The sequence below is a fragment of the Marinobacter sp. ELB17 genome, assembly GCF_000169375.1.
In the GTDB taxonomy this organism is placed as follows: Bacteria; Pseudomonadota; Gammaproteobacteria; order Pseudomonadales; family Oleiphilaceae; genus Marinobacter.
The window spans coordinates 235,482-259,622 of sequence record NZ_AAXY01000004.1; the positions used below are offsets into that span (position 1 = coordinate 235,482).

22 protein-coding genes are annotated in these 24,141 nt (G+C 53.8%); 12 read left to right on the forward strand and 10 right to left on the reverse strand.

The features are described 5' to 3' along the window. The first annotated feature begins 190 nt into the window (after nucleotides 1-190). From MELB17_RS07410 to MELB17_RS07435, 6 genes are all read left to right on the forward strand, one after another. Nucleotides 191-2,290 carry an acetate--CoA ligase family protein gene (locus MELB17_RS07410; RefSeq protein ID WP_007349557.1) on the forward strand — a complete coding sequence of 700 codons (2,100 nt, stop codon included), beginning with the start codon at nucleotides 191-193 and terminating at the stop codon, nucleotides 2,288-2,290. Then, on the forward strand, nucleotides 2,290-3,072 hold the full coding sequence (locus tag MELB17_RS07415) for an enoyl-CoA hydratase-related protein (RefSeq protein WP_007349558.1): 783 nt from the start codon (nucleotides 2,290-2,292) through the stop codon (nucleotides 3,070-3,072). Before MELB17_RS07410 ends, MELB17_RS07415 begins: the two co-directional genes overlap by 1 nt. 39 nt (nucleotides 3,073-3,111) lie before the next feature. After that, a complete protein-coding gene (locus MELB17_RS07420) occupies nucleotides 3,112-3,894 on the forward strand; it encodes an enoyl-CoA hydratase-related protein (RefSeq protein ID WP_007349559.1) in 783 nt (260 codons plus the stop codon). A gap of 24 nt (nucleotides 3,895-3,918) precedes the next feature. Then, a complete protein-coding gene (locus MELB17_RS07425; RefSeq protein WP_007349560.1) occupies nucleotides 3,919-5,079 on the forward strand; it encodes an acyl-CoA dehydrogenase family protein in 1,161 nt (386 codons plus the stop codon). Between the two features lie 66 nt (nucleotides 5,080-5,145). After that, nucleotides 5,146-6,774 carry a BCCT family transporter gene (locus MELB17_RS07430; RefSeq protein ID WP_007349561.1) on the forward strand — a complete coding sequence of 543 codons (1,629 nt, stop codon included), beginning with the start codon at nucleotides 5,146-5,148 and terminating at the stop codon, nucleotides 6,772-6,774. Between the two features lies 1 nt (nucleotide 6,775). Continuing rightward, nucleotides 6,776-7,753, forward strand: coding sequence for an NAD(P)H-dependent flavin oxidoreductase (locus tag MELB17_RS07435; RefSeq protein WP_007349562.1), 978 nt, complete (start codon nucleotides 6,776-6,778; stop codon nucleotides 7,751-7,753). A gap of 56 nt (nucleotides 7,754-7,809) precedes the next feature. Here MELB17_RS07435 and MELB17_RS07440 read toward each other — a convergent pair whose 3' ends face one another. From MELB17_RS07440 to MELB17_RS07475, 8 genes are all read right to left on the reverse strand, one after another. After that, a complete protein-coding gene (locus MELB17_RS07440) occupies nucleotides 7,810-8,790 on the reverse strand; it encodes a GlxA family transcriptional regulator (RefSeq protein WP_007349563.1) in 981 nt (326 codons plus the stop codon). A gap of 169 nt (nucleotides 8,791-8,959) precedes the next feature. Next, on the reverse strand, nucleotides 8,960-9,706 hold the full coding sequence (locus tag MELB17_RS07445) for an amino acid ABC transporter ATP-binding protein (RefSeq protein ID WP_007349564.1): 747 nt from the start codon (nucleotides 9,704-9,706) through the stop codon (nucleotides 8,960-8,962). Between the two features lie 13 nt (nucleotides 9,707-9,719). Beyond that, nucleotides 9,720-10,391: an amino acid ABC transporter permease gene (locus MELB17_RS07450; RefSeq protein ID WP_007349565.1), complete on the reverse strand. Its 672-nt coding sequence runs from the start codon at nucleotides 10,389-10,391 to the stop codon at nucleotides 9,720-9,722. An 85-nt stretch (nucleotides 10,392-10,476) separates the two neighbouring features. Beyond that, on the reverse strand, nucleotides 10,477-11,235 hold the full coding sequence (locus MELB17_RS07455) for a transporter substrate-binding domain-containing protein (protein WP_007349566.1): 759 nt from the start codon (nucleotides 11,233-11,235) through the stop codon (nucleotides 10,477-10,479). A 292-nt stretch (nucleotides 11,236-11,527) separates the two neighbouring features. Continuing rightward, entirely contained in the window at nucleotides 11,528-12,397 is an 870-nt protein-coding gene (gene metF / locus MELB17_RS07460) for a methylenetetrahydrofolate reductase [NAD(P)H] (RefSeq protein ID WP_036183984.1), read from the reverse strand. A gap of 110 nt (nucleotides 12,398-12,507) precedes the next feature. Then, entirely contained in the window at nucleotides 12,508-13,902 is a 1,395-nt protein-coding gene (ahcY, locus tag MELB17_RS07465; protein WP_007349568.1) for an adenosylhomocysteinase, read from the reverse strand. Between the two features lie 26 nt (nucleotides 13,903-13,928). Next, nucleotides 13,929-15,119, reverse strand: a complete 1,191-nt coding sequence (metK, locus tag MELB17_RS07470) for a methionine adenosyltransferase (protein ID WP_007349569.1) — start codon at nucleotides 15,117-15,119, stop codon at nucleotides 13,929-13,931. 155 nt (nucleotides 15,120-15,274) lie between these two features. Next, the gene (locus MELB17_RS07475) at nucleotides 15,275-16,276 is read right to left on the reverse strand and encodes a metalloregulator ArsR/SmtB family transcription factor (RefSeq protein ID WP_007349570.1); all 1,002 of its coding nucleotides are present in this window, start codon (nucleotides 16,274-16,276) and stop codon (nucleotides 15,275-15,277) included. Between the two features lie 214 nt (nucleotides 16,277-16,490). Between MELB17_RS07475 and tkt the strand changes: the two genes are divergently transcribed. The 5 genes from tkt (at nucleotide 16,491) to MELB17_RS24985 (ending at nucleotide 22,211) form a co-directional block, all read left to right on the forward strand. Further along, complete coding sequence (tkt, locus tag MELB17_RS07480; RefSeq protein ID WP_036183987.1) at nucleotides 16,491-18,491, forward strand: transketolase; 2,001 nt, start codon at nucleotides 16,491-16,493, stop codon at nucleotides 18,489-18,491. After that, nucleotides 18,491-19,522, forward strand: coding sequence for a type I glyceraldehyde-3-phosphate dehydrogenase (locus MELB17_RS07485; RefSeq protein ID WP_007349572.1), 1,032 nt, complete (start codon nucleotides 18,491-18,493; stop codon nucleotides 19,520-19,522). Before tkt ends, MELB17_RS07485 begins: the two co-directional genes overlap by 1 nt. A gap of 77 nt (nucleotides 19,523-19,599) precedes the next feature. Continuing rightward, nucleotides 19,600-20,766, forward strand: a complete 1,167-nt coding sequence (locus tag MELB17_RS07490) for a phosphoglycerate kinase (protein WP_007349573.1) — start codon at nucleotides 19,600-19,602, stop codon at nucleotides 20,764-20,766. A 42-nt stretch (nucleotides 20,767-20,808) separates the two neighbouring features. Further along, the gene (gene fba, locus MELB17_RS07495; RefSeq protein WP_007349574.1) at nucleotides 20,809-21,873 is read left to right on the forward strand and encodes a class II fructose-bisphosphate aldolase; all 1,065 of its coding nucleotides are present in this window, start codon (nucleotides 20,809-20,811) and stop codon (nucleotides 21,871-21,873) included. A gap of 164 nt (nucleotides 21,874-22,037) precedes the next feature. After that, complete coding sequence (locus MELB17_RS24985) at nucleotides 22,038-22,211, forward strand: hypothetical protein (protein WP_007349575.1); 174 nt, start codon at nucleotides 22,038-22,040, stop codon at nucleotides 22,209-22,211. A gap of 573 nt (nucleotides 22,212-22,784) precedes the next feature. Here MELB17_RS24985 and MELB17_RS07505 read toward each other — a convergent pair. Then, complete coding sequence (locus MELB17_RS07505) at nucleotides 22,785-23,057, reverse strand: Txe/YoeB family addiction module toxin (protein ID WP_007348079.1); 273 nt, start codon at nucleotides 23,055-23,057, stop codon at nucleotides 22,785-22,787. After that, complete coding sequence (locus tag MELB17_RS07510) at nucleotides 23,038-23,310, reverse strand: type II toxin-antitoxin system Phd/YefM family antitoxin (protein ID WP_007349577.1); 273 nt, start codon at nucleotides 23,308-23,310, stop codon at nucleotides 23,038-23,040. Before MELB17_RS07510 ends, MELB17_RS07505 begins: the two co-directional genes overlap by 20 nt. 358 nt (nucleotides 23,311-23,668) lie before the next feature. Between MELB17_RS07510 and MELB17_RS23190 the strand changes: the two genes are divergently transcribed. Beyond that, nucleotides 23,669-24,118, forward strand: coding sequence for a hypothetical protein (locus MELB17_RS23190; RefSeq protein WP_007349578.1), 450 nt, complete (start codon nucleotides 23,669-23,671; stop codon nucleotides 24,116-24,118). Nucleotides 24,119-24,141 lie beyond the last annotated feature (23 nt).

Here is a 24,141-nt window from a genome sequence, read left to right on the forward strand (position 1 = left end):
GGAATCTACGGGATGTCGTTTTATCGTTACTATCCGTCGATTTTTATGAATTCAGCGGATGGATAGGTGGGTGACACTAGCGGCCTTGCTGGGAAGGATCGATGTTGTGAGGGTTATTCCAGAGGTACCTACCGGAATAAATGGTGAAGTAGAGCAAAAACAATATTTTAAAGCCGGAGTGATCTTATCCATGTTATCTGCACGTTTCCTGCACCCTAAATCCATTGCCGTATTTGGTGGACGAGAGGCCAAAAAAGTTATTGAGCAATGTGAAACTGTTGGTTTTACCGGAGAAATTTGGCCAGTTCATCCAAAGCATGACGAAGTTTCTGGGCGTAAAGCTTATCGGTCAGTGGCTGAGTTACCTGATAGTCCTGATGCGGCTTATATTGCCGTCAACCGCGATCTAAGTATTCAGATTGTGGCCGAACTGGCTGCTCGGGGCGCAGGTGGTGCCGTGTGTTATGCCACCGGATTTTCTGAGTCCGGTGAGGCGGGCAAAGCCCTCGAGAAAAGTCTGTTACGGGCCGCCGGTGATATGTCGTTGCTGGGGCCGAATTGCTACGGTTTTCTGAACTACATTCAGGGCGCCATGATGTGGCCGGACCAGCAGGGTGGTCGCCGGGTAGACCGCGGTGTTGCCTTTATCACCATGTCTAGCAACATCGCCTTTAACCTCACCATGCAGCGTCGTGGCTTGCCAGTGTCCTACTTGGTGTCTTTGGGCAATCGCTTGAAATTTGATCTTCACGATGCAATCACTACCTTTGCGCAACAAGACGAAGTGTCGGCGATCGGCTTGTATGTCGAGGGGGTTTCCGACCCGCGGGCGTTTCAACAGGCCGCAGAGATTGCTCGTAAATTTGGCAAGCCGATTGTTGCTTTGAAATCCGGCTATTCTGAGGTCGCCAGTCAGGTGGTGATATCCCACACAGCCGCTTTGAGTGGTTCAGATTCACTGATCGATGCATTGTTTGAACGCTGTGGGGTCGCGCGGGTGAGCTCGCTGGAAACCCTGATTGAAACTTTGAAGTTGTTGCATGTGCACGGTCCCCTAAGCGGCGTTCGCGTCGGTGCGATGAGCACTTCTGGAGGCGATATGTCAATTTTGGCTGATGCTATCAGCGAGACAATGCTGGTGCTTCCGCCACTTTCAGACAGCGGTGCTATGGCTCTGAAACGCGTTGTGCATGAACGAATGGTGGTAGCTAACCCGCTGGATTACCAGCTGTTTGATTGGGGTAATCGGGAAGGTTTGCGGCGCACCTACGAAGCTTTTATGAACGAAGGGTTTGACCTGATTATCAGCATGTTGGACTTGCCAAGAGAAGATCGCTGTGATGCCTCGGATTGGGAAAGTGCCGAGCTGGCCATTATTGACGCGTCCAAAAATCTGAAGTATCCGACGGCCGTGATGTCAACCCTTTCGGACAATCTACCTGAAGCGCTGGCGCTGCGTTTGCTTGATTACGGAATCGTACCTTTGAATGGAGTTCAGGCGGCAATCCCTGCTATTGAGGCTGCGGCCCGCATAGGCCAACTCTGGGGCCGTATGGAGCCAACGCAACTGCTTCTGTCTGGAGCTCACGTTGACATTGTTGGCGAGCACGTCATTGACGAAGCGAGTGCTAAAGAAGCGTTGGCGGCGTGCGGCTTGAGTATACCCCGGTTCCGGATAGTGTCGTCGACAGCCGATGGTGTTGCTGCTGCAGAAGAGTTGGGCTATCCGGTGGTTGTCAAAGCACTGGGTGTAGCCCACAAAACCGATGTAGGGGGCGTGCGCTTGAACTTAGTTCAACCCGGCGAAGTTGCAGCGGCCGTGAGCCACATGTTGACGATGGGCCGCGACGTTCTGATCGAGAAAATGGTTTCTGGCAGCGTTGCTGAACTCATTGTCGGTGTCAGTCGCGATGACCAGTTCGGTCTGCATTTGGTGGTCGGTGCTGGCGGTATCTTAGTGGAACTGCTCAAAGACAGTCATCCGTTGCTGCTGCCGACTAACCGCACCGAGGTTGAGAAGGCGTTGCGTTCGCTACAGACGTCACGTCTGTTGTTCGGTTTTCGCGGCCGGTCCGAGGGAGATCTTGAGGCAGTTATTGATGCTGTTCTAGCAATTGCGGCTTATGCCGAAAATCACACTGACTCTTTGATCGAACTCGACGTTAACCCACTCATGGTAATGCCCGAAGGACACGGTGCGATGGCTGCGGATGCGTTGATACGGTTTGTTCCCGGCCATTACCAGAGCCGTCAGCCCGCGAGATTGGTTGGCGTTCAGGAGATTGTGTAATGAGTGAATTTCTATTGTTGGAGCGTCGCGGGGCGGTGCTTGAGATTACTCTCAACCGCCCTAAAGCAAACACCATTGACATCCCTCTGAGTCTGGAACTGGGTCGTGTCTTTGCAGAATTTCGCGATGATCGACAATTACGGGTTGCCATCATGACCGGTGCTGGCGATCGTTTTTATTCTGCAGGCTGGGATCTGAATGCGGTAGCCCAGGGCGAGGAATATATTGGCGATTTTGGGGAAGGTGGCTTTGCCGGTTTCCCCGAAATGAAAGATCTCAATAAACCGGTAATTTGTGCCGTCAATGGTATGGCTGTGGGTGCTGGGTTCGAAATGCTGATGCGGGCTGATTTTGTGGTGGCCGCTGAACACGCTGAGTTTTTGCTGCCGGAGGTGCGTATCGGCATTGCGCCGGATGTTGGCACTTTTATGTTGCCCAAGCTACTGACACGTCAACGTGCAATGGAAGTGCTGATGACTGGGCGCCGTTTTTCGGCCCAACGCATGGCGGATTGGGGTCTGGTGAATCAGGTAGTTCCGCAATCAGAACTGATGCCCACGGCCCGGTCGTGGGCAGACACTCTGCTTAAGGCTGCGCCTTTATCTTTGGCAGCGATAAAAGAAGTGGTTAACAGTACCGAAACCAGCACCTTTGCCGAATGCTACGGGCGCTTACGCAAAGACACCTGGCCGGCGTTCAAAACCATGCTGGAAAGCGACGATTCGATGGAAGGTGCCAAAGCATTTGGTGAAGGCCGCGAACCCCGCTGGGTTGGCGAATAGATAACGATTTTCTATTCAGAACAAAAAAGGAATATACCAATGTCGGAATATTTACACGCTGTTCGTAACGGTGAAATTTTTGAGATAACCCTGGATAAACCCAAAGGCAATGCGGTCAGCGCAGCGCTGAGTCGTGAGATGGGCAAATTATTTGCGCAATTTCGTGACGACCCATCGCTACGGGTGGCCATTCTTACCGGCGCCGGGGAGAAGTTTTTCTGTGGTGGCTGGGACTTGAGTTCGGTCGCAGACGGTGAAGATTACATCGGTGACTTTGGCGAAGGCGGTTTTGGTGGCTTTATTGAATTGCCGAATCTAAACAAACCGGTGATCTGCGCGATCAATGGTTATGCCATCGGTGCCGGTTTTGAAATGCTGCTGCGTTCAGACTTTGTGATTGCCGATGAAAGTGCGAAGTTCTGGTTACCAGAGGCGCAACTAGGCGTGGCTCCTGATGTGGCTACCTTCTTGCTGCCGAAATTGCTGCCACGGCAAAAAGCCTTTGCCATTCTGATGACCGCACAACGTTTGTCTGCCCAGGAGCTTATGGACCTTGGTTTGGTGAATACCGTCGTGCCCAAGGGCGAAGCCATGACCGCCGCCCGTGAGTTGGCACACGAACTGATCAAGGCTGCGCCACTTTCGTTGGCGGCTATTAAAGAAGCGGTCGAACTGACTGAAGGCCTGACCTTCGCTGAAAGCTACGCGGCCCTGCGGGCAAAAGAGTGGCCGGCGTTTATGGCCATGCTTGAAAGTAGTGATGCCCAAGAGGGCGCCAATGCATTCCTTGAAGGCCGTGCCCCTGAGTGGACTGGACAATAACGAATTCCTAATTGGGAGAAGGCCATGAATTTTCAGTTGACCGACGAACAAAACATGCTGGTGCGTACCACCGTCGCCTTTGTCGAAAAAGAGCTGCTGCCGCATGAAAATGCCGTTGAAGCCAGCGGCGAGGTTACCCCGGAGCTTGCTGTCACTATCAAACAGAAAGCACTAGAAGCCGGTATATATGCGTTTAATATGCCCGAGTCTGTGGGTGGGCTAGGGATTGATCACGTTTCCCAAGCGTTGATTGAGCGAGAGTTGGCAAAGGTGTCCTGGGCGCTGCAAGTGTATGTCGCGCGTCCCAGCAATATCTTGATGGTATGCCGTGATGAGCAGATTAATGACTACCTGATGCCGTGTGTGCGCGGCGAAAAGACGGACTGTTTTGCCCTGACCGAACCCGGAGCGGGTTCGGATGCTGCAGGCATCACCACGCGTGCACGTAAAGATGGCGACAGTTTCGTGATCAACGGCAGTAAACACTTTATCAGTCATGCCGGTGAGGCCGATTTTGCCATTGTGTTTGCGGTTACCGGTACCGATAGCTCTTCAGGACGTCCCCGTAATCAGGTCACCTCTTTTCTGGTGGATAAAGGTACCCCGGGTTTTACCGTCCGTCGTGGCCCCATCTGTGTCAGTAACCGTGGTTATCACCAGTATGAAATATTTTTTGATGATTGTCGGGTGCATGAGTCCAAAGTACTTGGTGAAGTGGGTAAGGGCTGGGATGTCGCCAATTCCTGGCTGACTGCGGGGCGGGTCATGGTAGCTGCTCACTGTGTTGGTCAGGCACAGCGCGCGCAGGTGCTGGCAACGCAATGGGCCGCCGACAGAAAGCAATTTGGCAAAGCGATCGGTGCCAACCAGGGTGTTTCCTTCAAGCTGGCGGACATGGTCACTGAGATCCGGGCGGCTGAGCTGATGACGTTGCACGCCGCCTGGAAAATGGATGAGGGCACGATGACCGATGGCGATGCCGGTATGGCAAAACTGTATGCCAGTGAAATGCTGGGGCGTGTGACCGATGAGGCGGTACAGATCTACGGTGGTATGGGGCTAATGAATGAAACGGTCGTGGAGCGGTTGTGGCGGAATGCCCGAATCGAGCGGATTTGGGAAGGCACGTCGGAAATTCAGCGCCACATTATTTCGAAGGAACTGATGAGGGCTCAGGCGCAGTAACTGTTTTTGCCCAAAGAAAGCTTTAGATCGTCCAATAATAAATAGATCACATAGAGGTACTGCAGAATGAACTCAACAACAAAAAAGGTTGTGAAAAAGCAGGAGGCCCAGATAGATAGCCATATTTTCTGGCCCGCTTGCATTATCGTTACCGCCGTAATCATCGTAATGGTCATGTTCGAAAGCCAGACGCAAGCAGCTATCAAAGTTGCGTTTGACTTTGTCACCAATCAATTAGGTTTTGCCTATATCTGGGCTGGAGCGTTTTTCTTCGGTGCGGTGTTATGGCTATCGCTAGGGCGCTACAACCAGGTTCGGCTCGGTGGGCCGGATGCCAAGCCGGAATTCTCAAGGCTTAGTTGGATCGTGATGTTTTTTTGCTCCGGCATTGGCACGGCGCTGATTTTTTGGTCGTCCATTGAGTGGACCTACTACTTCACAGCGCCACCCTTTTATCTGGAACCGAAAAGTGATTTGGCGGCAGACTACGCGGCGATGTACGGCATGTTCCACTGGGGGCCGTTAGCCTGGGCGTTTTATTGTTTGACGGCGTTCCCTATCGGTTATGCGTTCTATAACCGCAAGCAATCAGGGTTGCGCTTGAGTTTGGGCTGCGCGGGGCTCATTGGTGACAAACATGCCAATGGTCTTGTTGGCAAGGGGATTGATATCTTGATGGTGTTCGGCCTGGTGGGAGGAATTGGTACCGTTCTGGCTTCGGGCACGCCAATGCTGGCAGAAGCCATCAGTCGTTTACTGGGCATTGAACACACCTTCAAGGTTGATATTGGGGTGGTGTTGATCTGGGGTGTCATTTTTATCACCTCGGTGGTGCTGGGCTTAAAGCGGGGTATTCAGCGCTTAAGCCAGATCAATCTGTATGCTCTGAGTATCCTCTGCGTCATCATTTTCATTGTTGGTCCGACTTTCTTCATGCTGAACAGCTTTACCAACAGTATGGGCCTGCTGATCACTGACTTCGCCCGCATGGCGTTCTACACCGACCCAGTGGGCAAAAGTATGTTCCCACAATGGTGGACCATTTTTTACTGGGCTTGGTGGGCTGCGATGGGGCCGTATATGGGTATTTTCATCGCCCGTATATCCCGTGGCCGCACCTTCCGTGATATGGGGTTGACAGTAATAGGCGCAGGCAGTGCCGGGTGCATTTTGTTCTTCGTCCTGTTTGGCAGCCTCTCCATGCATGCCGAGCTGAGCGGAACGTTCCCTGTGCTCGATACCATCGCCAATGAAAGTCCCTCAGCTGCCATTTTGGGCACCTTGGAGCAGTTGCCACTCTATAACGTTATTTTGGTGCTATTTATCTTCGTGGGCTTTGTCTACTCCGGCACTACCGTGGATTCGTCCGCGTATGTATTGGCGTCGGTGACGTCGCGCAACCTTAGTGAAGGTATTGAACCTCACGTTGCCAACCGGTTTTTCTGGGCAGTAGCGTTGGGGGCATCCGGGCTAGTATTGATGAACATCGGCGGGCTGGAGCCACTAAAAACCGCGAGTCTGATCGTTGGCGTACCCTTGATGGTGGTGATGTTCATGTCGTTCTTCTCGTTACTGCGGTGGTTACGAGTAGATCACCCGGAGCTGCAGCCATCATCAACGGTGGAAGTAGGCAGGGGCATGGCTGGCAAAGCATCACAAATCAGGGTCAGAGAACCTGTAACAGGAGCGAAATAATATGTTTAAGACGCGGATTACCGAACTGTTCGGAGTTGAGCACCCGGTCCTTCAGGGTGGCATGCAGAGAGTATCAACGGCAGAGCTGGTTTCGGCAGTTGCCAACGCAGGAGCAATGGGGTTTCTTACCGCGTTGACACAGCCAACGCCCGAGGCCTTGGCGCAGGAGATCGCTCGTACCCAATCAATGACTAATAAACCGTTTGGCGTAAACTTAACAATTTTGCCCACCCTTACACCGCCCCCTTACGCGGAATATGCGCAGGTTATCATCGATTCTGGCGTTAAATTTGTCGAAACCGCGGGGCGCAGCCCTGAGCCGTTTATGGCCGCGTTCAAGGCTGCCGGCATCAAGGTCGTCCATAAGTGCACCTCGGTGCGTCATGCACTAAAGGCACAAGAGGTTGGTTGCGACGCTGTGACCATTGATGGTTTTGAGGCCGCAGGTCATCCTGGCGAAGACGATATTCCGTCACTGGTGTTGGTGCCGCGCACGGTGGATGCGCTGGATATCCCAGTCATTGCTTGTGGTGGCTTTAGTGATGGCCGTGGTTTGGTCGCAGCCTTAGCCATGGGCGCTGAGGGTATCAGCATGGGCACCCGCTTTTTGTGCACGGTAGAGGCGCCGGTGCATCAAAATCTGAAAAACAAGCTGGTAGCCAGTAGCGAGCTGGATACCCAGCTTATTTTCCGTAAGTTCCGCAATACCGCACGAGTGCATCGTAATTCTGTTGCAAAAGAAGTGGCAAATATTGAGCAGCGCGAAGGCAGCGAGTTTGCGGATGTGGCGGAACTGGTGTCAGGCAAGCGTGGTGCAATAGTGCTGGAAACCGGTGATATGGAACAGGGTATCTGGTGGGCGGGAATGTCGCAGGGGCTGATCCATGATATTCCAACCGTCGACGAGTTAGTTCAGCGGATTGTGAAGGATGCCACCGAGATTGTTCGCGGGCGCCTGCCTAGACTGATGGTTGACTGATCTGAGTTGAATTGCATTGTTGTGTTGTTGTGACCTTTGCCCCTTCGGGGGCTTTTTTATGGCTGGTCGGCGGGCATCGTGCGTAATTTATGTAACTTACGATCGGTTGACGGGGTGCAATTATAAATAGTCCGGTAATTTCGGATGAGTGCCGCAGAAGAGTTAAAGCCGCTTCGCATAGCGATCTGGGTAATATTGAAGTTGGTTTCCTGTAATAATCGTCGGGCAGCCGCAGCACGAAGAAAAGTATAGTAGCTGGCCGGCGTTGTTTTTAAAACGTCGCGAAATTCCCGTTCCAGTTGTCGTTGAGACGTACCCACTGTTTGAGCTACGTCCGAGATGGCGAGTGGCGTTTCGATATTGGCTTCCATAACCTTAACGGCTTTGGCCAGGCGGGGTGCGCGTAAACTGAGCCGTGCGGGGGCAAATTCCCGTTGCTGATTGCTGCCGGGACGTTCGATATCAAAAATAAGGAACTCGGCAACCGCAATGGCCAATTGCTCGCCGTGGTGCTGGCGAATGACTTCCAGTATCAGATCCATCGAGGTGCTGGCGCCGCCCGTTGTAATCCGGTCTCGATCTATAACATAGCGGTCGGCACACACGTTAATTTCAGGGAAGGTTTCCTGAAACACTTCAAGTTCTGCCCAATGAATGGTGGCTCGATAACCATTCAGCAAACCTGCCTTGGCTAGGGCAAACGGGCCAGCATCCAAACCGGCAATTTGTTTTGCGTAAGGTTTCAGCTTGCGAAGCTGCCGAACCAGCGCCAGCGTGATGTAAGACTCGTAGTTGTAACTGGCAAGAATAAAAAGAATATCCAGCGGTGCGGTGTCTGGAATATCAGCGATGCTTTTGTTAATCGGAAACGTCAGGCCGCTGGTGCTGTAAACACTGCGGCCATCCAGCGAAAACAAATGCCACTTGGCGACCGGCTGACTGGATAGGTCATTGGCGGCCCTGAGTGGTTCAATCAGGTTGGAAAAGCATAAATTACTGAATTCTGGTAATAGCAGGATGCCGTAGTTTTTGATCATAACGCTGTTGACTCTAGCCATATTGTTATTCAGGCGCTTAGTGACACTTACTTGAGTGTACGCTGTTCCGCGCTTTTACCTAGCGCTGGCTGGTGTTTGTAGCGTTGATATTGCAGAACGCTCTGGGCATTCCCAATCAAGAATATGCCAGAGCGAATGACAATATCACTCAGTGCGCCAGCACCCGTGACAGAAACGCCTGGGTACGTTCGTTCTGGGGATTGTCGAACACATCGTCGGGTTTGCCTTCTTCCACAATCTGGCCTTCGTGGATGTAAATCACCCGGTCGGCTACTTCGCGGGCGAAGCCCATTTCGTGGGTCACCACCATCATGGTCATGCCTTCTTTGGCAAGTTCGCGCATGACGTCCAGCACTTCGCCCACCATTTCCGGGTCTAGCGCCGAGGTGGGTTCGTCAAACAGCATTACCCGCGGTTCCATCGCCAGGGCACGGGCGATGGCTACCCGTTGCTGCTGGCCGCCAGACAGCTGGCTGGGATATTTGTCGGCCTGATCGCTGATGCCAACGCGCTCAAGCAAGCGATCTGCAGTGGCATTAGCAACGGTTTTATCGGCACTTTTAACCTTCATAGGCGCCAGCATGATGTTCTTTTTCACCGACAGGTGAGGGAACAGATTGAACTGCTGGAACACCATGCCCACTTCTTTGCGGATTTCAGCCAGAGATTCCTGGTTGCCGCCTTTGGGCGCCAGTTTATGGCCGTCGACTTCCAGGTGGCCGGATTCGTATTCTTCCAGACCGTTCACGCAGCGGATCAAGGTGGATTTACCGGAGCCGCTGGCGCCGATAATCACCACCACTTCGCCGGCCTCTACGGCCAGATCAATATCTTTCAGCACGTGAAGCTTGCCGAAGTACTTGTTCATGCGTTTGAGCTGCACAATATGAGTCATCAGTCAGTTTCCTTCACACAGAGGCCCGGCCGCGCTTTTCCATGTAGCGCAGAACCATAGACAGTGACAGGGTTATAGCAAGGTACATAAGGGCCACTACAAAATACACCTCAAAGGCGGTGAAGGTATTGGCGATGTACACCTGGCCCTGGCGAACCAGTTCACCCACGCCGATAACAGAAAACAGCGAGGTATCTTTAATGCTGACGATGGCTTGGTTACCGAGGGGTGGAATCATCCGGCGAAACGCCTGGGGCCACACAATCGACCAGAAACTCTGGGTACGGGACAAGCCTAACGACAGGCCAGCTTCGGTTTGGCCGCGGTCAATAGACTGCACACCACCACGAACCACTTCAGAAATATAGGCACCCGAGTTCAGGGCGATGGCCGCAATACCGGCGACAAGCGGATCAATCGGGCCGCCAACAAGGTCGGGTAAACCGTAAAATATGAACAGCACCTGCACCAGAATGGGCGTGCCGCGGAATATTTCAATATAAGTTGTTGCGGGCCAGCGGAAATACCAGTGTTTGTTAATGCTCAGCAAGCCAAACAGAATGCCCAGCAGAAAACCGATAACGAGGCCGCCGAACGAAATCATCAAGGTGTAAGGAATACCCTTCGCCAGGAAGGGTATGGAATCTATGGCGGCTTGCCAGTCAAATTGGAACTGTGATTCCACAGTAAATGTCTCCGCAGGAGTTAGCGAGATAAAACACCGGGGCTCGTGGCCCCGGTGCAGTAGAACAGATCGTTAAACCCCGAGCTTACTTAGCGTCGGGCAGAGGGCCAAACCATTTTTCATAAATGGTTTTGTAGGTGCCGTCTTCGCGGATTTCTGCCAGAGCAGTGTTCACTTCGTCGACCCATTCGCTACCGGCCTTCAGGGCAATACCATACTGCTGACCTTCATACAGGGCACCAACGGTTTTTACTTTGCCTTCGCCTTTGGTACGGGCGAAATAGGCCACGTTGGGGGCGTCGTAGAACACGGCATCAACAGCGCCGGACATCAGCGCCAGGTACATATCTGCGCTGCCCGGGTAGGGCGTTACGCCGGCGCTATCTTCCAGATTGCCGGTCAGGTAGTCGTAGCTGGTGCTGCCGATTTTGGAGCCGATCTTTTTGCCTTCAAGATCTTTGAATTCTAGAATTTCGTTGTTATCAACGCGCACCAGCAGGCGCAGGCCCGAATCGTAGTACGGGTCAGAGAAGTCGACGATTTTCCCGCGAGCTTCAGTGATGGTGATGCCCGCAATAGCAATATCGATACTGCCCGTCTGCAGGGCTGGAATAATGCCGTTGAAATCCATGGTGTTCATGTCGTATTCAAAGCCAGCCCGTTTGGCGACTTCGGCGATCATTTCCATGTCAAAACCGATCATTTCACCGGTTTCTATGTCCAGCATTTCGAAGGGTACAAAGCTGGGGTCGGTCGCAATTTTCAGTTTTTCTGCGCTCACAGTGCCAGCTGCTACGGTCAGAACCAGACCCGCAGTCAGTGTTTTCAGCCATTTTTTGCTCATGTTTTCTCCTTGGTTTTTATAGAACCCCGGCTGTCGCAATATGAACGGCTTTCCGAGCCGATAGGGGCAGGGAATAACCGGAGCGAATTGTCGGGGCTGTGTTATGAATTGCGCTAAGAGCTACGTATAAGAGCTGTGTTGAAAACCATGCTCAGAATCGCATTAAGTACACTTTAGACTATTACTCAGACTACGGTGCAAAATCAAATGCGTGACACTCGGAAAGGCTTTTTCGAAGCAAAAAATACCCGTATTAGCAGATGGTTATAAGCTCTTACGGGTGTTTTGTCGGTTAAAACGGTATTTTTTCGCGCTCGCCCAAGCCAAGGTTTTTCCAGATGCCGAGGCTGGGTTCAACCTGGTTCAACGTGTAAAAGTGCAAACCGGGCGCGCCAGCTTTCAACAGTTTTTCACACATGCGGGTAACCACTTCCTCGCCGAACTGGCGAATGCTTTCGCTGTCGTCGCCGTAGGCTTCCAACTGCTTACGTATCCAGCGTGGAATTTCGGCGCCGCACATGTCGGAAAAACGCACCAGGCTGGAAAAATTAACGATGGGCATAATGCCGGGAACCACCGGGATGGTAATGCCTGATTTTTCAAGCCGGTCAATAAAATACAAATAGCTGTCGGCGTTGAAGAAATATTGGGTAATAGCGCTGTTGGCGCCGGCTTCTACCTTGCGTGCGAAGTTCTTCAGGTCTTCCTCGGCGCTGCGGGCCTGAGGATGAAACTCCGGGTAGGCGGCCACTTCCAGATTGAAATAATCGCCGCTGTGCTCGCGAATAAAGCTCACCAACTCGTTGGCGTAGCGCAATTCACCGGCTGCACCCATTCCTGAGGGCAGGTCGCCGCGAAGCGCCACAATGCGGTTAATACCGTTTGCTTTATAGGTGTCGAGCAGTTCACTGATTTCTGCCCGAGTGCCACCGACGCAAGACAGGTGCGGGGCGGTTGAGATGCCCTGTTGGTGCAGGCTAAAAACGGTTTCCAGTGTGCGGTCCCGAGTCGAGCCACCGGCACCAAAAGTCACTGAAAAGAAATCCGGGTTTACGGCTGCTAGTTCGTCGCGAACGCCTTGCAGTTTTATTTTGCCCTGTTCGGTCTTGGGCGGGAAGAACTCGAAACTGAACCGCCGCTTGAATTGTTTTTGGGATTCCATGTTGATGTCCAGAATGTAGGGTTGGAACCGGGCCAGCCGAAGCTGGCCCGTGATCGCATCCGCCGTGGCGGCTAAGTGCTTATACAAGTGCGTGTAGATAGCCTTTATAACTAGTACTTGTAGCTTTCTGGCTTGTACGGGCCTTCCACCGGAACACCGATGTAATCGGCCTGCTTTTGGGTCATCTTGGTGATCACGCCACCAAAGCCTTCGACCATGGCACGAGCCACTTCTTCATCCAGGTGCTTGGGCAGAACCTGCACATATACGCCCTTAGCGCGGGCTTCTTCTGGCAGGTCAGCAAACTTGCGCTCAAACAGGTACATCTGAGCCAGCACCTGGTTGGCGAAAGAACCGTCCATGATGCGCGATGGGTGACCGGTTGCGTTACCCAGGTTCACCAGGCGGCCTTCAGACAGCAGAAGCAAGTGGTCGTTGGCCGCTTTGTTGCGGTACACAATGTGAACCTGCGGCTTAACTTCGTCCCATTCCCAGTTCTTACGCATGAACGCGGTGTCAATTTCGTTATCGAAGTGACCGATGTTGCACACAACCGCGCCAGAGCGCAGGGCTTTCAGCATGTTGGCGTCGCACACGCCGTAGTTACCGGTAGTGGTCACCAGAATGTCGATTTTAGACAGCAGGGCTTTGTCGATGCTGGCTTCGGTGCCGTCGTTTTCGCCGTTGATGTACGGTGAAACCACTTCAAAACCGTCCATGCACGCCTGCATGGCGCAAATGGGGTCGGCTTCGGTGACTTTTACAATCATGCCTTCCTGGTTCAAGGAAGCAGCAGAACCCTTGCCCACATCGCCGTAACCGATAACCAGTGCTTTCTTACCAGACAGCAGGTGGTCAGTGGCGCGCTTGATGGCGTCGTTCAGGCTGTGACGGCAACCGTATTTGTTGTCGTTCTTGGCCTTGGTGACGGAATCATTCACGTTGATGGCCGGAATCTTCAGGGTGCCGTCGCGCAGCATTTCCTGCAGGCGGTGTACACCGGTGGTGGTTTCTTCGGTCACGCCGTGGCAGTTGGCCAGAATTGCCGGGTATTCTTTGTGCAGCAGTTCGGTCAAATCACCGCCGTCGTCCAGAATCATGTTGGGCGACCAGCCTTCCACGTTTGCGCCGACGGTTTGATGCAGGCACCACTCGTATTCGTCGTCGGTCTCGCCTTTCCAGGCAAACACCGGAACGCCTATTGCAGCAACGGCCGCAGCGGCCTGATCCTGGGTAGAGAAGATGTTGCACGACGACCAGCGCACGTTGGCACCCAGTGCAATCAGGGTTTCAATCAGCACGGCTGTTTGAATGGTCATGTGGATGCAACCAAGCACATTAGCGCCAGCCAAAGGCTGTTCAGCTTTGTATTTGTTGCGCAGCGCCATCAGCGCCGGCATTTCGCCTTCGGCGATGTTGATTTCCTTACGGCCCCATGCGGCCAGCGAGATGTCACGTACTTTAAAGTCTTCAACGGTGTTCATTTTTTCTGCGGGAGTGCTCATTCAGGTATTCTCCAGTTCATTGTCGATTAAATGCCGGCTGCGTCTTTTAGGATTGCCGCGCGATCGGTTTTTTCCCATGGGAATGTGGTGAATGTTTCGCCATTTACGGTGACTTGTTGCGGCTCGCGGCCGAAATGACCGTAAGCTGCTGTGGCCCGGTACATAGGGTGCAGCAGGTCCAGCATGTTGGTAATGGCATAAGGACGCAGGTCGAAGTTCTGGCGTATCAGTTCAATGATCTTGTCATCGCTGATTTTGCCGGTACCGAAAGTGTTTACGGAGATAGACGTGGGTTGTGCCACACCAATCGCGTAAGAAACCTGAATTTCGCATTTCTCGGCCAAACCGGCAGCCACCAGATTCTTCGCCACATAGCGGCCAGCGTAAGCGGCGGAACGGTCAACTTTTGACGGATCTTTGCCGGAAAAGGCACCGCCACCGTGGCGTGCCATGCCGCCGTAGGTGTCTACGATGATTTTACGGCCAGTCAGGCCACAGTCGCCGACCGGGCCACCGATCACGAATTTGCCGGTGGGATTGATGTGGAACTGGGTGCCTTTGTGCAGCAATTCTGCCGGCAACGCGTGCTTCACAATCATTTCCATCGCGGCTTCTTTCAGATCGGCCTGGCTGACGTCTGGATCGTGCTGGGTAGACAGCACCACCGCATCGATGCCCACAACCTTGCCATTTTCATAGCGGCAGGTTACCTGGCTCTTGGCGTCCGGGCGCAGCCACGGCAGTACGCCGTTTTTGCGGGCTTCAGCCTGGCGCTCTACCAAACGGTGAGCAAAGGTGATGGGGGCAGGCATCAGCACGTCAGTTTCATTGCTGGCGTAGCCGAACATCAGGCCCTGATCGCCGGCGCCCTGGTCTTCTGGTTTCTGGCGGTCTACACCTTGGGCAATGTCCACCGACTGTTTGCCAATGATGTTGATAATTCCGCAGGTGCCGCCGTCAAAACCAACGTCAGACGATGTATAGCCGATGTCTCTAATCACGCCGCGCACCAGATCTTCCAGGTCTACCCAGGCGCTGGTGGTTACTTCACCACCAATAATAGCCACACCGGTTTTCACCATGGTTTCACAGGCAACACGGGCGTGCCGGTCTTCAGTGAGGATGGCGTCTAGCACGGCATCTGAAATCTGGTCTGCCAGTTTGTCCGGATGGCCTTCCGAAACGGATTCGGAGGTGAAAACACTGTAGTCAGACATTAGCGGTGGCTCCTTTTTGAGCGGTCTAAAACATGAGCGGACTAAAATTATGTGAGCAGCCCAAAATGGTACGATTGACTAGCTATACGTAATAACACTTACATCTATATCAAACTTTTTTGATATTCATGTTCAGTCCCCTGCAAGGCCAGTGTTTACCGCTTTGCAGTGGTTTTCCAAAACTCCCGAACCTGCACTTGAAAGCCGTTGCGCAGGCCAATAAATATGCATTCACGGGATTGCAGGCCCGCAGCGGCGGCCCAGGCGGTTAATTCTTCAGGCTCAAAACCCAGCCACAGGTCGCCGCAATTTTCCCGCGCCCAGATCTGATTGTGGCGGCACAGCTCGCTGATAATCAGGCAGGCGCCGTTGTTCATCAAGGCTGCGGCGTCCAGAAAAATATCCGCAGGGCTGGGCACGTGGTGCAACACCATATTGGCCACTATCAGGTCAAAACCATCGCCGCGTGCCAGTAAGGTGTCGGTTACGCCTTCAATCAAATCCACGTTATTCAGGTTTTCATCAATACAGGTCTGCTGGGCTTTAGCCAGCATGTCGCGGCTGTTATCCAGAGCCACCAAGTGATGGCACAGTGGCGACAACACCGGCAAGAAGCTGCCATCCCCGGGGCCGATTTCCAGCACGGTTGGCCAGCTTTTTTTAGGCGCACGTTGGCGTATCAGCCTTGCCGCGGGCTTGGCGTAAAGCTCGAACGGTGCAATCAGCTCCTGCTGCTCGCGGAACTGCGCCGCGTGGCGGGAGAAAAACATTTGCGACTGATCGGCCCGCTGGCCGCGAATTACGTCAATTTTCTCCTGCAAATGTGAGTGCAGCGGCACCTGATCAACGGTGGAAAAAACCTGGCGAATGGTCTGTCCGGTCAGGGTGTTCACGGTCAGATTTAACGGGCGGCGGTAAAAAATAGAATTGCCTTCGCGCTGTGGCTCCACCAGGCCGGCCTTGTGCATCACCTTCAAGTGATGGCTCATGCCCGACTGGCGCATATCAAACAGTTGGCTCAACTCCAGCACGCCAAACGTGTCCCGCCGTAATACCCGCATAATTTCCAGGCGCAAAGAATCACCGCTGGCTTTATAGATCGTGGCCAGGGCGTCCGCTGGAGCGGTGTCGGGAATAGCAGTGCTGGTGTCTTTCATAGGGAAGCAGTGTAAGGAGCTTTTCTAAGTCAGGCAAGTGCTATATCAAAGTTTTTTGATATAGCTTGTTAATGCAAAGTCGATTTGCCCCCACCCACCGTAATCGGCGAAAATATGCGCCTTATTTTTAAGCGCTCTGTGGCCGCTTTGTTGTAGTGCGGTCAGCAGTACGGAATTTATCCCTACTTCCTTGAAAAACCTTGGAGAAATGTTGATGCCCTCTCGTAAAGATCTCGCCAACGCCATTCGCGCGCTGAGCATGGATGCGGTTCAGAAAGCCAAATCCGGCCATCCGGGTGCGCCCATGGGCATGGCTGATATCGCCGAGTTGCTGTGGAATGATTACCTGAGCCACAATCCTGCCAACCCGCAGTGGGCCAATCGCGACCGTTTTATACTGTCTAACGGCCACGGTTCCATGTTGCAGTACTCCTTACTGCACCTGAGCGGTTACGACGTTTCCATTGATGACATCAAAAACTTCCGCCAACTGCACTCCAAAACCCCGGGCCACCCGGAATACGGCTATACCCCGGGTGTTGAAACCACCACCGGGCCTTTGGGGCAGGGTTTGGCAAACGCCGTGGGTTTTGCCCTGGCTGAGAAAACCCTGGCGGCGCAGTTCAACCGCCCGGGCCACGACATTGTTGACCACTACACCTATACCTTTGTAGGCGATGGCTGCCTGATGGAAGGCCTCTCCCACGAAGTGTCGTCGCTGGCCGGCACGCTGGGGCTGGGCAAGCTGATCTGCTTCTACGACGACAACGGCATCTCTATTGACGGCAAAGTAGACGGCTGGTTCACCGACAACACCCCGCAGCGCTTTGAAGCTTACGGCTGGCAGGTAATTGCCGACGTAGACGGCCACAACGCCGACGCCCTGAGTGCGGCCATTGAAGTGGCCCGCGCCAACACCGAGCAGCCCACGCTGATTTGCTGCAAAACCGTGATTGGCTTTGGCTCGCCCAACAAGCAGGGCAGCGAATCGGCCCACGGCGCACCGCTGGGCGAAGACGAAATCGTTCTGACCCGCGAAGCACTGGGCTGGAAACACGGCGCCTTTGAAGTGCCGGACGACATTTACGCCCAGTGGAACGGAAAAGAAAAAGGCCAGACCGCCGAAAGCGCCTGGAACGACACCTTCGCCGCGTATCAGAAAGCCGAGCCGGAACTGGCCGCAGAGTTCAAACGCCGCATGGCCGGTGATCTGCCCGCCGACTTCTCTGGAAAAGCCCAGGCTTACATTCAGAGCGTTCAGGACAAAGGTGAAACCATCGCCAGCCGCAAGGCGTCCCAGAACAGCTTGAACACCTATGGCCCGATGCTGCCGGAACTGTTGGGCGGCTCTGCCGACCTGGCCGGTTCCAACCTGACCATCTGGAGTGGCTGTAACACCGTCACCAAAGAAGATGCCAGCGGCAACTACATCAATTACGGCGTGCGCGAGTTCGGCATGGCCGCCATCATGAATGGCCTGGCCCTGCACGGCGGATTCGTACCCTACGGCGCCACCTTCCTGATCTTTATGGAATACTGCCGCAACGCGGTACGCATGGCCGCACTGATGAAGCAGCGCGCCATCTACGTGTTCACCCACGATTCCATCGGCCTGGGTGAAGACGGCCCCACGCACCAGCCCGTTGAACAGCTCGCCAGCCTGCGCACCACGCCCAACATGAGCACTTGGCGCCCGGCCGACGCCGTAGAATCCGCCGTTGCCTGGAAAGCCGCGCTTGAGCGCACCGACGGCCCCACTGCGTTGGTATTCAGCCGCCAGAACCTGCCCCACCAAAACCGTTCGGCGCAGCAACTTGCCGACGTTGCCCGCGGTGCCTATGTGTTGTCAGACAGCGAAGGCACGCCAGAGCTGATTCTGATTGCAACAGGTTCCGAAGTTGGCTTGGCGCAAGACGTAGCCGCCAAGCTACGCGAGCAGGGCAAGGCCGTTCGCGTGGTGTCTATGCCGTCGACCGACACCTTCGATGCGCAAAGTGCCGACTACAAACAGCAGGTATTGCCGCTGGACGTCACCAACCGCATCGCGGTGGAAGCCTCCATTGCCGATTACTGGTTCAAGTACGTCGGCCTGGACGGTCGCATTGTGGGCATGACCACCTTTGGCGAATCGGCACCCGCGGGCGAACTGTTCAAGGAATTCGGCTTTACCGTCGATAACGTCCTGGACGTAGCCGCCGAGCTATTGGAAGCCTGATGACCCAGCCCGCATTTTATCGCGTCGCCATCAATGGTTACGGCCGCATCGGCCAGTGCGTGCTGCGGGCGCTGTATGAAAACGGTTATCGCGACCACTTTCAGGTGGTCGCGATTAACGAGTTGTCAGACATCGACACCATCGCGCATTTAACCCGCTACGACTCCACCCACGGCCGCTTTCAAGGCACGGTGGCGGTAGAAGGTGACAGCCTGTGGGTGAATGGCGACGTCATCCGCGTTTTAAACAGCACCAACCCGGCCGAACTGCCCTGGAAAGAAATGGGCATCGACCTGGTATTGGAATGCTCCGGTGCCTTTTCTGACCGCGCGACGGCGGAACAGCACCTGGCCGCTGGCGCCAAGCGTTTGCTGTTCTCGCAGCCGGCCGAAGCCGATGTTGACCGCACCGTGGTGTACGGCATCAATCATCTTGAAATGGTAGACAGTGATCGCATTGTGGCTGCCGGTTCGTGCACCACCAACTGCCTGGTGCCGATGATCAAAGTGCTGGACGATGCGCTGGGCATAGAGCAGGGCACCACCACCACCATTCACGCGGCGATGAACGACCAGCCGGTGATTGACGCTTACCACCATCAGGATTTGCGCCGCACCCGCAGTGCGTTGCACAACATCGTACCGGTAGACACCGCGCTGGCCCTTGGCATTGAACGCCTGCTGCCCCACCTGCACGGCCGCTTCAGTTCCGTTGCCATGCGCGTACCCACGTTAAATGTGTCTGCCATTGATATGGTGCTCAACGTACGCACGCCGGTGACCGTAGCCGACGTTAACGGCATCCTGCAGCGGGCGGCCACCACCTTACCGTTGATGGGCATATTGGGTTACACCAACGAACTGCTGGCAAGCTCCGACTTTAACCACGACTCCCGTTCCGGCGTGGTCGATGGCGGCCAAACCCGGGTTACCGGGGAAACCATGGTGAAAGTGCTGTGCTGGTTTGATAACGAATGGGGCTTTGCCAACCGCATGCTGGACGTCAGCCGGCACTGGCTGGCGGTGAGCTGACGCATCATCCGATTCCCGATCTGACGAACAACCTGATTCACATTTGACGCTGACGAACCGTTCAAGGGAAAAAGAGTATGGCCATCAAAAAAATGACCAACCTGAATCTGGCAGGAAAGCGCGTACTGATTCGCGAAGACCTGAACGTACCGCTGAAAAACGGCCGCATTACCAGCGACGCCCGCATCCGCGCCGCGTTGCCCACCATTAAAGCGGCCGCAAGCGCCGGCGCCAAAGTCATGCTGATGTCGCACCTGGGCCGTCCGGAAGAAGGCGTGTACGACCAAGCCGCTTCCCTTAAGCCTGTGGCTGAGCACCTGAGTGACGCCCTGGGCCAGAACGTACGCCTGATCAAAGACTACCTGAACGGCGAAGACCTACACCTGGCCGACGGCGACGTGGTGCTGTTCGAGAACGTGCGCTTCAACAAAGGCGAAAAGAAAGACGACGAAGCCCTGGCCAAACAATACGCCGCGCTTTGCGATATTTACGTGATGGACGCCTTCGGCACCGCCCACCGCGCCCAGGCGTCTACCCACGGCGTCGGCAAGTTTGCCCCCGAAGCCTGCGCCGGCCCGCTGCTGGCGGGTGAGCTGGAAGCTTTGGGTAAAGCCCTGGATAACCCGGCCCGGCCGGTGGTTGCCATTGTTGGCGGTTCCAAAGTCTCCACCAAACTGGACGTACTCAACGCCCTGGAAAAAGTCTGTGACCAGATTATCGTCGGTGGTGGCATAGCCAACACCTTCCTGGCCGCTGCAGGTTATCCAGTCGGCAAGTCCCTGTGCGAGCACGACCTGCTGGATGTTGCAAAAAACATAGCCTCCCGCGTTGAAATCCCGCTGCCGGTTGACGTAGTGGTTGCCAGCGAGTTCTCTGAAACCGCGACTGCCACCATCCGCAACATTTCAGACGTGACCGAAGATGACATGATTCTGGACGTAGGCCCCGAAACCGCCGGCCAGTTTGCCGAGCTGCTGAAAAACGCCAAAACCATTTTATGGAACGGCCCGGTGGGTGTGTTTGAATTCGGCCCGTTTGAAAACGGCACCAAAGTGCTGGCCCACGCCATTGCCGACAGCGCAGCATTTTCACTCGCCGGCGGTGGTGATACCGTGGCGGCCATTGACAAGTACGGTGTAAATGAGAAGATTTCTTATATCTCAACCGGTGGGGGTGCTTTTCTTGAATTCGTAGAAGGCAAAACCCTGCCCGCAGTCGCCATGCTGGAAGAGCGTGGCGCGTAAAACGCCTTTAACCAATCGTACAAATTTTAAGGAGACAACCTAATGGCCCTGATTTCGATGCGGCAAATGCTGGACCACGCCGCCGAGCATGGTTACGGTGTGCCAGCCTTTAACGTGAACAACCTGGAACAAATGCGCGCCATTATGGAAGCGGCGGACAAAACCGACTCACCGGTGATTGTTCAAGCCTCGGCCGGCGCCCGCAAATACGCCGGAGCCCCCTTCCTGCGCCGCATGATTCTGGCGGCCATTGAAGAGTTTCCGCACATCCCGGTGGTTATGCACCAAGACCACGGCACCAGCCCCGCCGTGTGCCAGCGCTCCATTCAGCTGGGCTTCAGCTCGGTGATGATGGACGGCTCCCTGGGTGAAGACGGTAAAACACCGACCGACTACGACTACAACGTAGACGTTACCCGCCGCGTAGTAGAAATGGCCCACGCCTGTGGCGTATCGGTAGAAGGCGAATTGGGTTGCCTGGGCTCTTTGGAAACCGGCCAGGCCGGCGAAGAAGATGGCATAGGCGCCGAAGGCACCCTGGACATGAGCCAGATGCTGACCGACCCTGAAGAAGCCGCCGACTTCGTGCAAAAGACCCAGGTAGACGCACTGGCCATCGCAATTGGCACCAGCCACGGCGCTTACAAGTTCAGCCGCCCGCCCACCGGCGACACCCTGGACATAGGGCGAATCAAAGCCATTCACAAACGCATTCCAGACACCCACCTGGTAATGCACGGCTCTAGCTCTGTACCCCAGGAATGGTTGAAAATCATCAACCAATACGGCGGCCAAATCCCCGAAACCTACGGCGTACCGGTCGAAGAAATCGTGGAAGGCATCAAACACGGTGTGCGCAAAATCAACATAGACACCGACCTGCGCCTGGCAAGCACCGGCGCCGTGCGCCGTTTCCTGGCCGAAAACCCGGCCGAATTCGACCCACGCAAATTCCTGAAAGCCACCATGGTGGCCATGTCAGATATTTGTATTGCGCGTTATGAAGCGTTTGGTTGTGCGGGTAATGCGAGCAAGATCAAGCCGATTAATCTTGAGCGGATGTATGAGGCTTATGAGCGTGGGGAGTTGGATCCTAAGGTGAAGTGATTTGTTGTTGAATTAGGTAACGAATTGATGAAAAGCCTTCGGTGTGAGCCGGGGGCTTTTTTTTTGCGGGTTTTGGTCAATTTGGGGAAGTCATAAGACCGAAAAGGGTTTAGTGTGTACGTATTAGTACAATATACGCACTTACTTGTTAAGGAGGACAGCCGATGATCTCTTCTGTATTGACCCTGTTTTTTCTTGGCTTTCGGAATCCTGTAGTGCCTGCATCTTTGGCCGCTGATTTGTATTTTGTGATTCGGGGTGAGTTTGCTTGGAATCTTGCCCGAATGGGGCGCGTGCTTGAGGTGCGGAGGGCAGAGCATTCTTCATTATTGCAATAACGAAGCGGTCAAACGATTACAGAGAGCTGTTTAGCTTTAATTTTTAAGCAATTGTTATTTATGGGGAAAAGTAAAAATTTCCAGTTGCAGGATTGCGTGTTATGCGGCGGTCAGTTTTTCACAATAATGAAGAGCGCTATCTAACACGCTGTTAGCTGGATTGATGTGGTTCCTTTTTGGTGGTTCGGTGCCAGTGGCCTTGGCCCAGAGTTGGTAGCAAAACCGGTAATTTTCAGTTACGCCAAGGCCGTCGGAATCCGTGGTCAGTTTGGCGGTTCAATCGGCCAGCAGTGTTGGCATAAAGGTTGGTGCTCGCCGTGCGGGGCCATCCGCGCAAACTTGGGCCTGCGCCTGGTAATCTGGCGTTCAGGTTCATTCGCCGCATCGGCTGCGGTGCTTTTTGACACTGTGCATCGGCGGATTTTGGTGCAAGAGCAGCAGCGGAGTAGGCTATCATTTTGAGTGCCAAGAGCTGGGCCTGTCAGTTATACCCAGCTAACCAATCGCTCAAGTTCGTTCCCGGCCTGAAGGCCGTCCACCGGATGCCCTAGTCGGGCACCGCTTAGCTTGGCGTTAGGGCTGGTCGTAGTGCCCTCCAATGGCGAAAACATAAATGGATTTGTCGTCGAATCGGTATATGAGCCTGTCTTTCTGTGAGATGCGCCGTGACCACAAGCCTGATAAGTTGTGTTTAAGCGGTTCAGGTTTGCCGATGCCAGTTGATGGGTCGTCAGAGCGGAGCATTTCTTTCAGCAATTTGCAGAGAGCTTTGTGCAGCTTCTTGTCTTTCTCTCGCATCTTTTCATAGGCTTCCCAGGTGCTGCCCTCAAATACCAGTGATCTCATTCATCTGCTCATCATTAGGTGTATATCCTTGGCCACGGCTGTGAGTATCGAAGGAGGCCGCAATCTGCTGCATCAGGTCTTGGTTCTGAAGAACATGCAGGGTTTCTTGTTCTCTTTCCCAGTCTTCGGCACTCATAATCACGAAAGCCTCTCCGGCGCGGCGTGTCACCTTGAGGGGTTCGTGCGTGCTAATAACCTGTTCTACAAGGCTTTTCAGGTTTTCTCTGAATTTATTTACACTGATGATATTCATAATTCCACCATTACGTACGGTAACTCCGTACAATTATATCGCAATAGCCCTAACAAGGCCAGTCACGGCGACGTCTGCTGCATTGCGGCTTCGCCTCCATTCCGCAGCCGCGCATGCTGGCAGCGTTGAGGCTGTAGAAAAAGGTCAAAGGCTTTTTTCGGCCTTGAATCGATCAATAATTAAGCTAAAAATAGCGCCTATTCTTAAAATCTGGAGCACTTATCGTTGAAGGCAGACCTAGATTTTACGTAGGAACGTTATCACAAAAGGGCTCGAGGGTTTTACTACAGCCTCGTTAGGTGCTCAATTTGCCCGGCACCTGGCAAGTCACCGAAAAAGGGCATAAAGGAAAAGAGAGATGAAAAAAACATTAATGCTAGGCGCTGTTCTTGCAGTCACATCGTTGGCAGGGTGTTCAATAATGCCAGAAACTATTTCTCGTGACCCAGAAAAAGGTACGGTGTCGACAGCCGGTGTAGGGGAGGCAATCTACACATACGATAAAAAAGGCAAGGTCTTTGTTGATTACATGAATGGAAAGTCTACGAATCAAACAGATTCTGTAAAGCAGGAAATAATCTATTCAGGTCTTTCAAAGGGTGAGCTTAAAATTACATATCGTGAATACATGAATGATTATGCAAGAGCATCATTCTTTCAAGATGCAACGTACGATTATTCTCCTCAAGCCAGCACTATGATTTCATTCAAGGGTGCGCAGGTTGAAATTCTCGATGCAAACAATACCCAGGTGAAATATAAGGTTTTAAAAGGTTTCAGCGACGAGCAGCTTAAGCCAATGGAATAATACACCTAATCAGTCAATCCAGC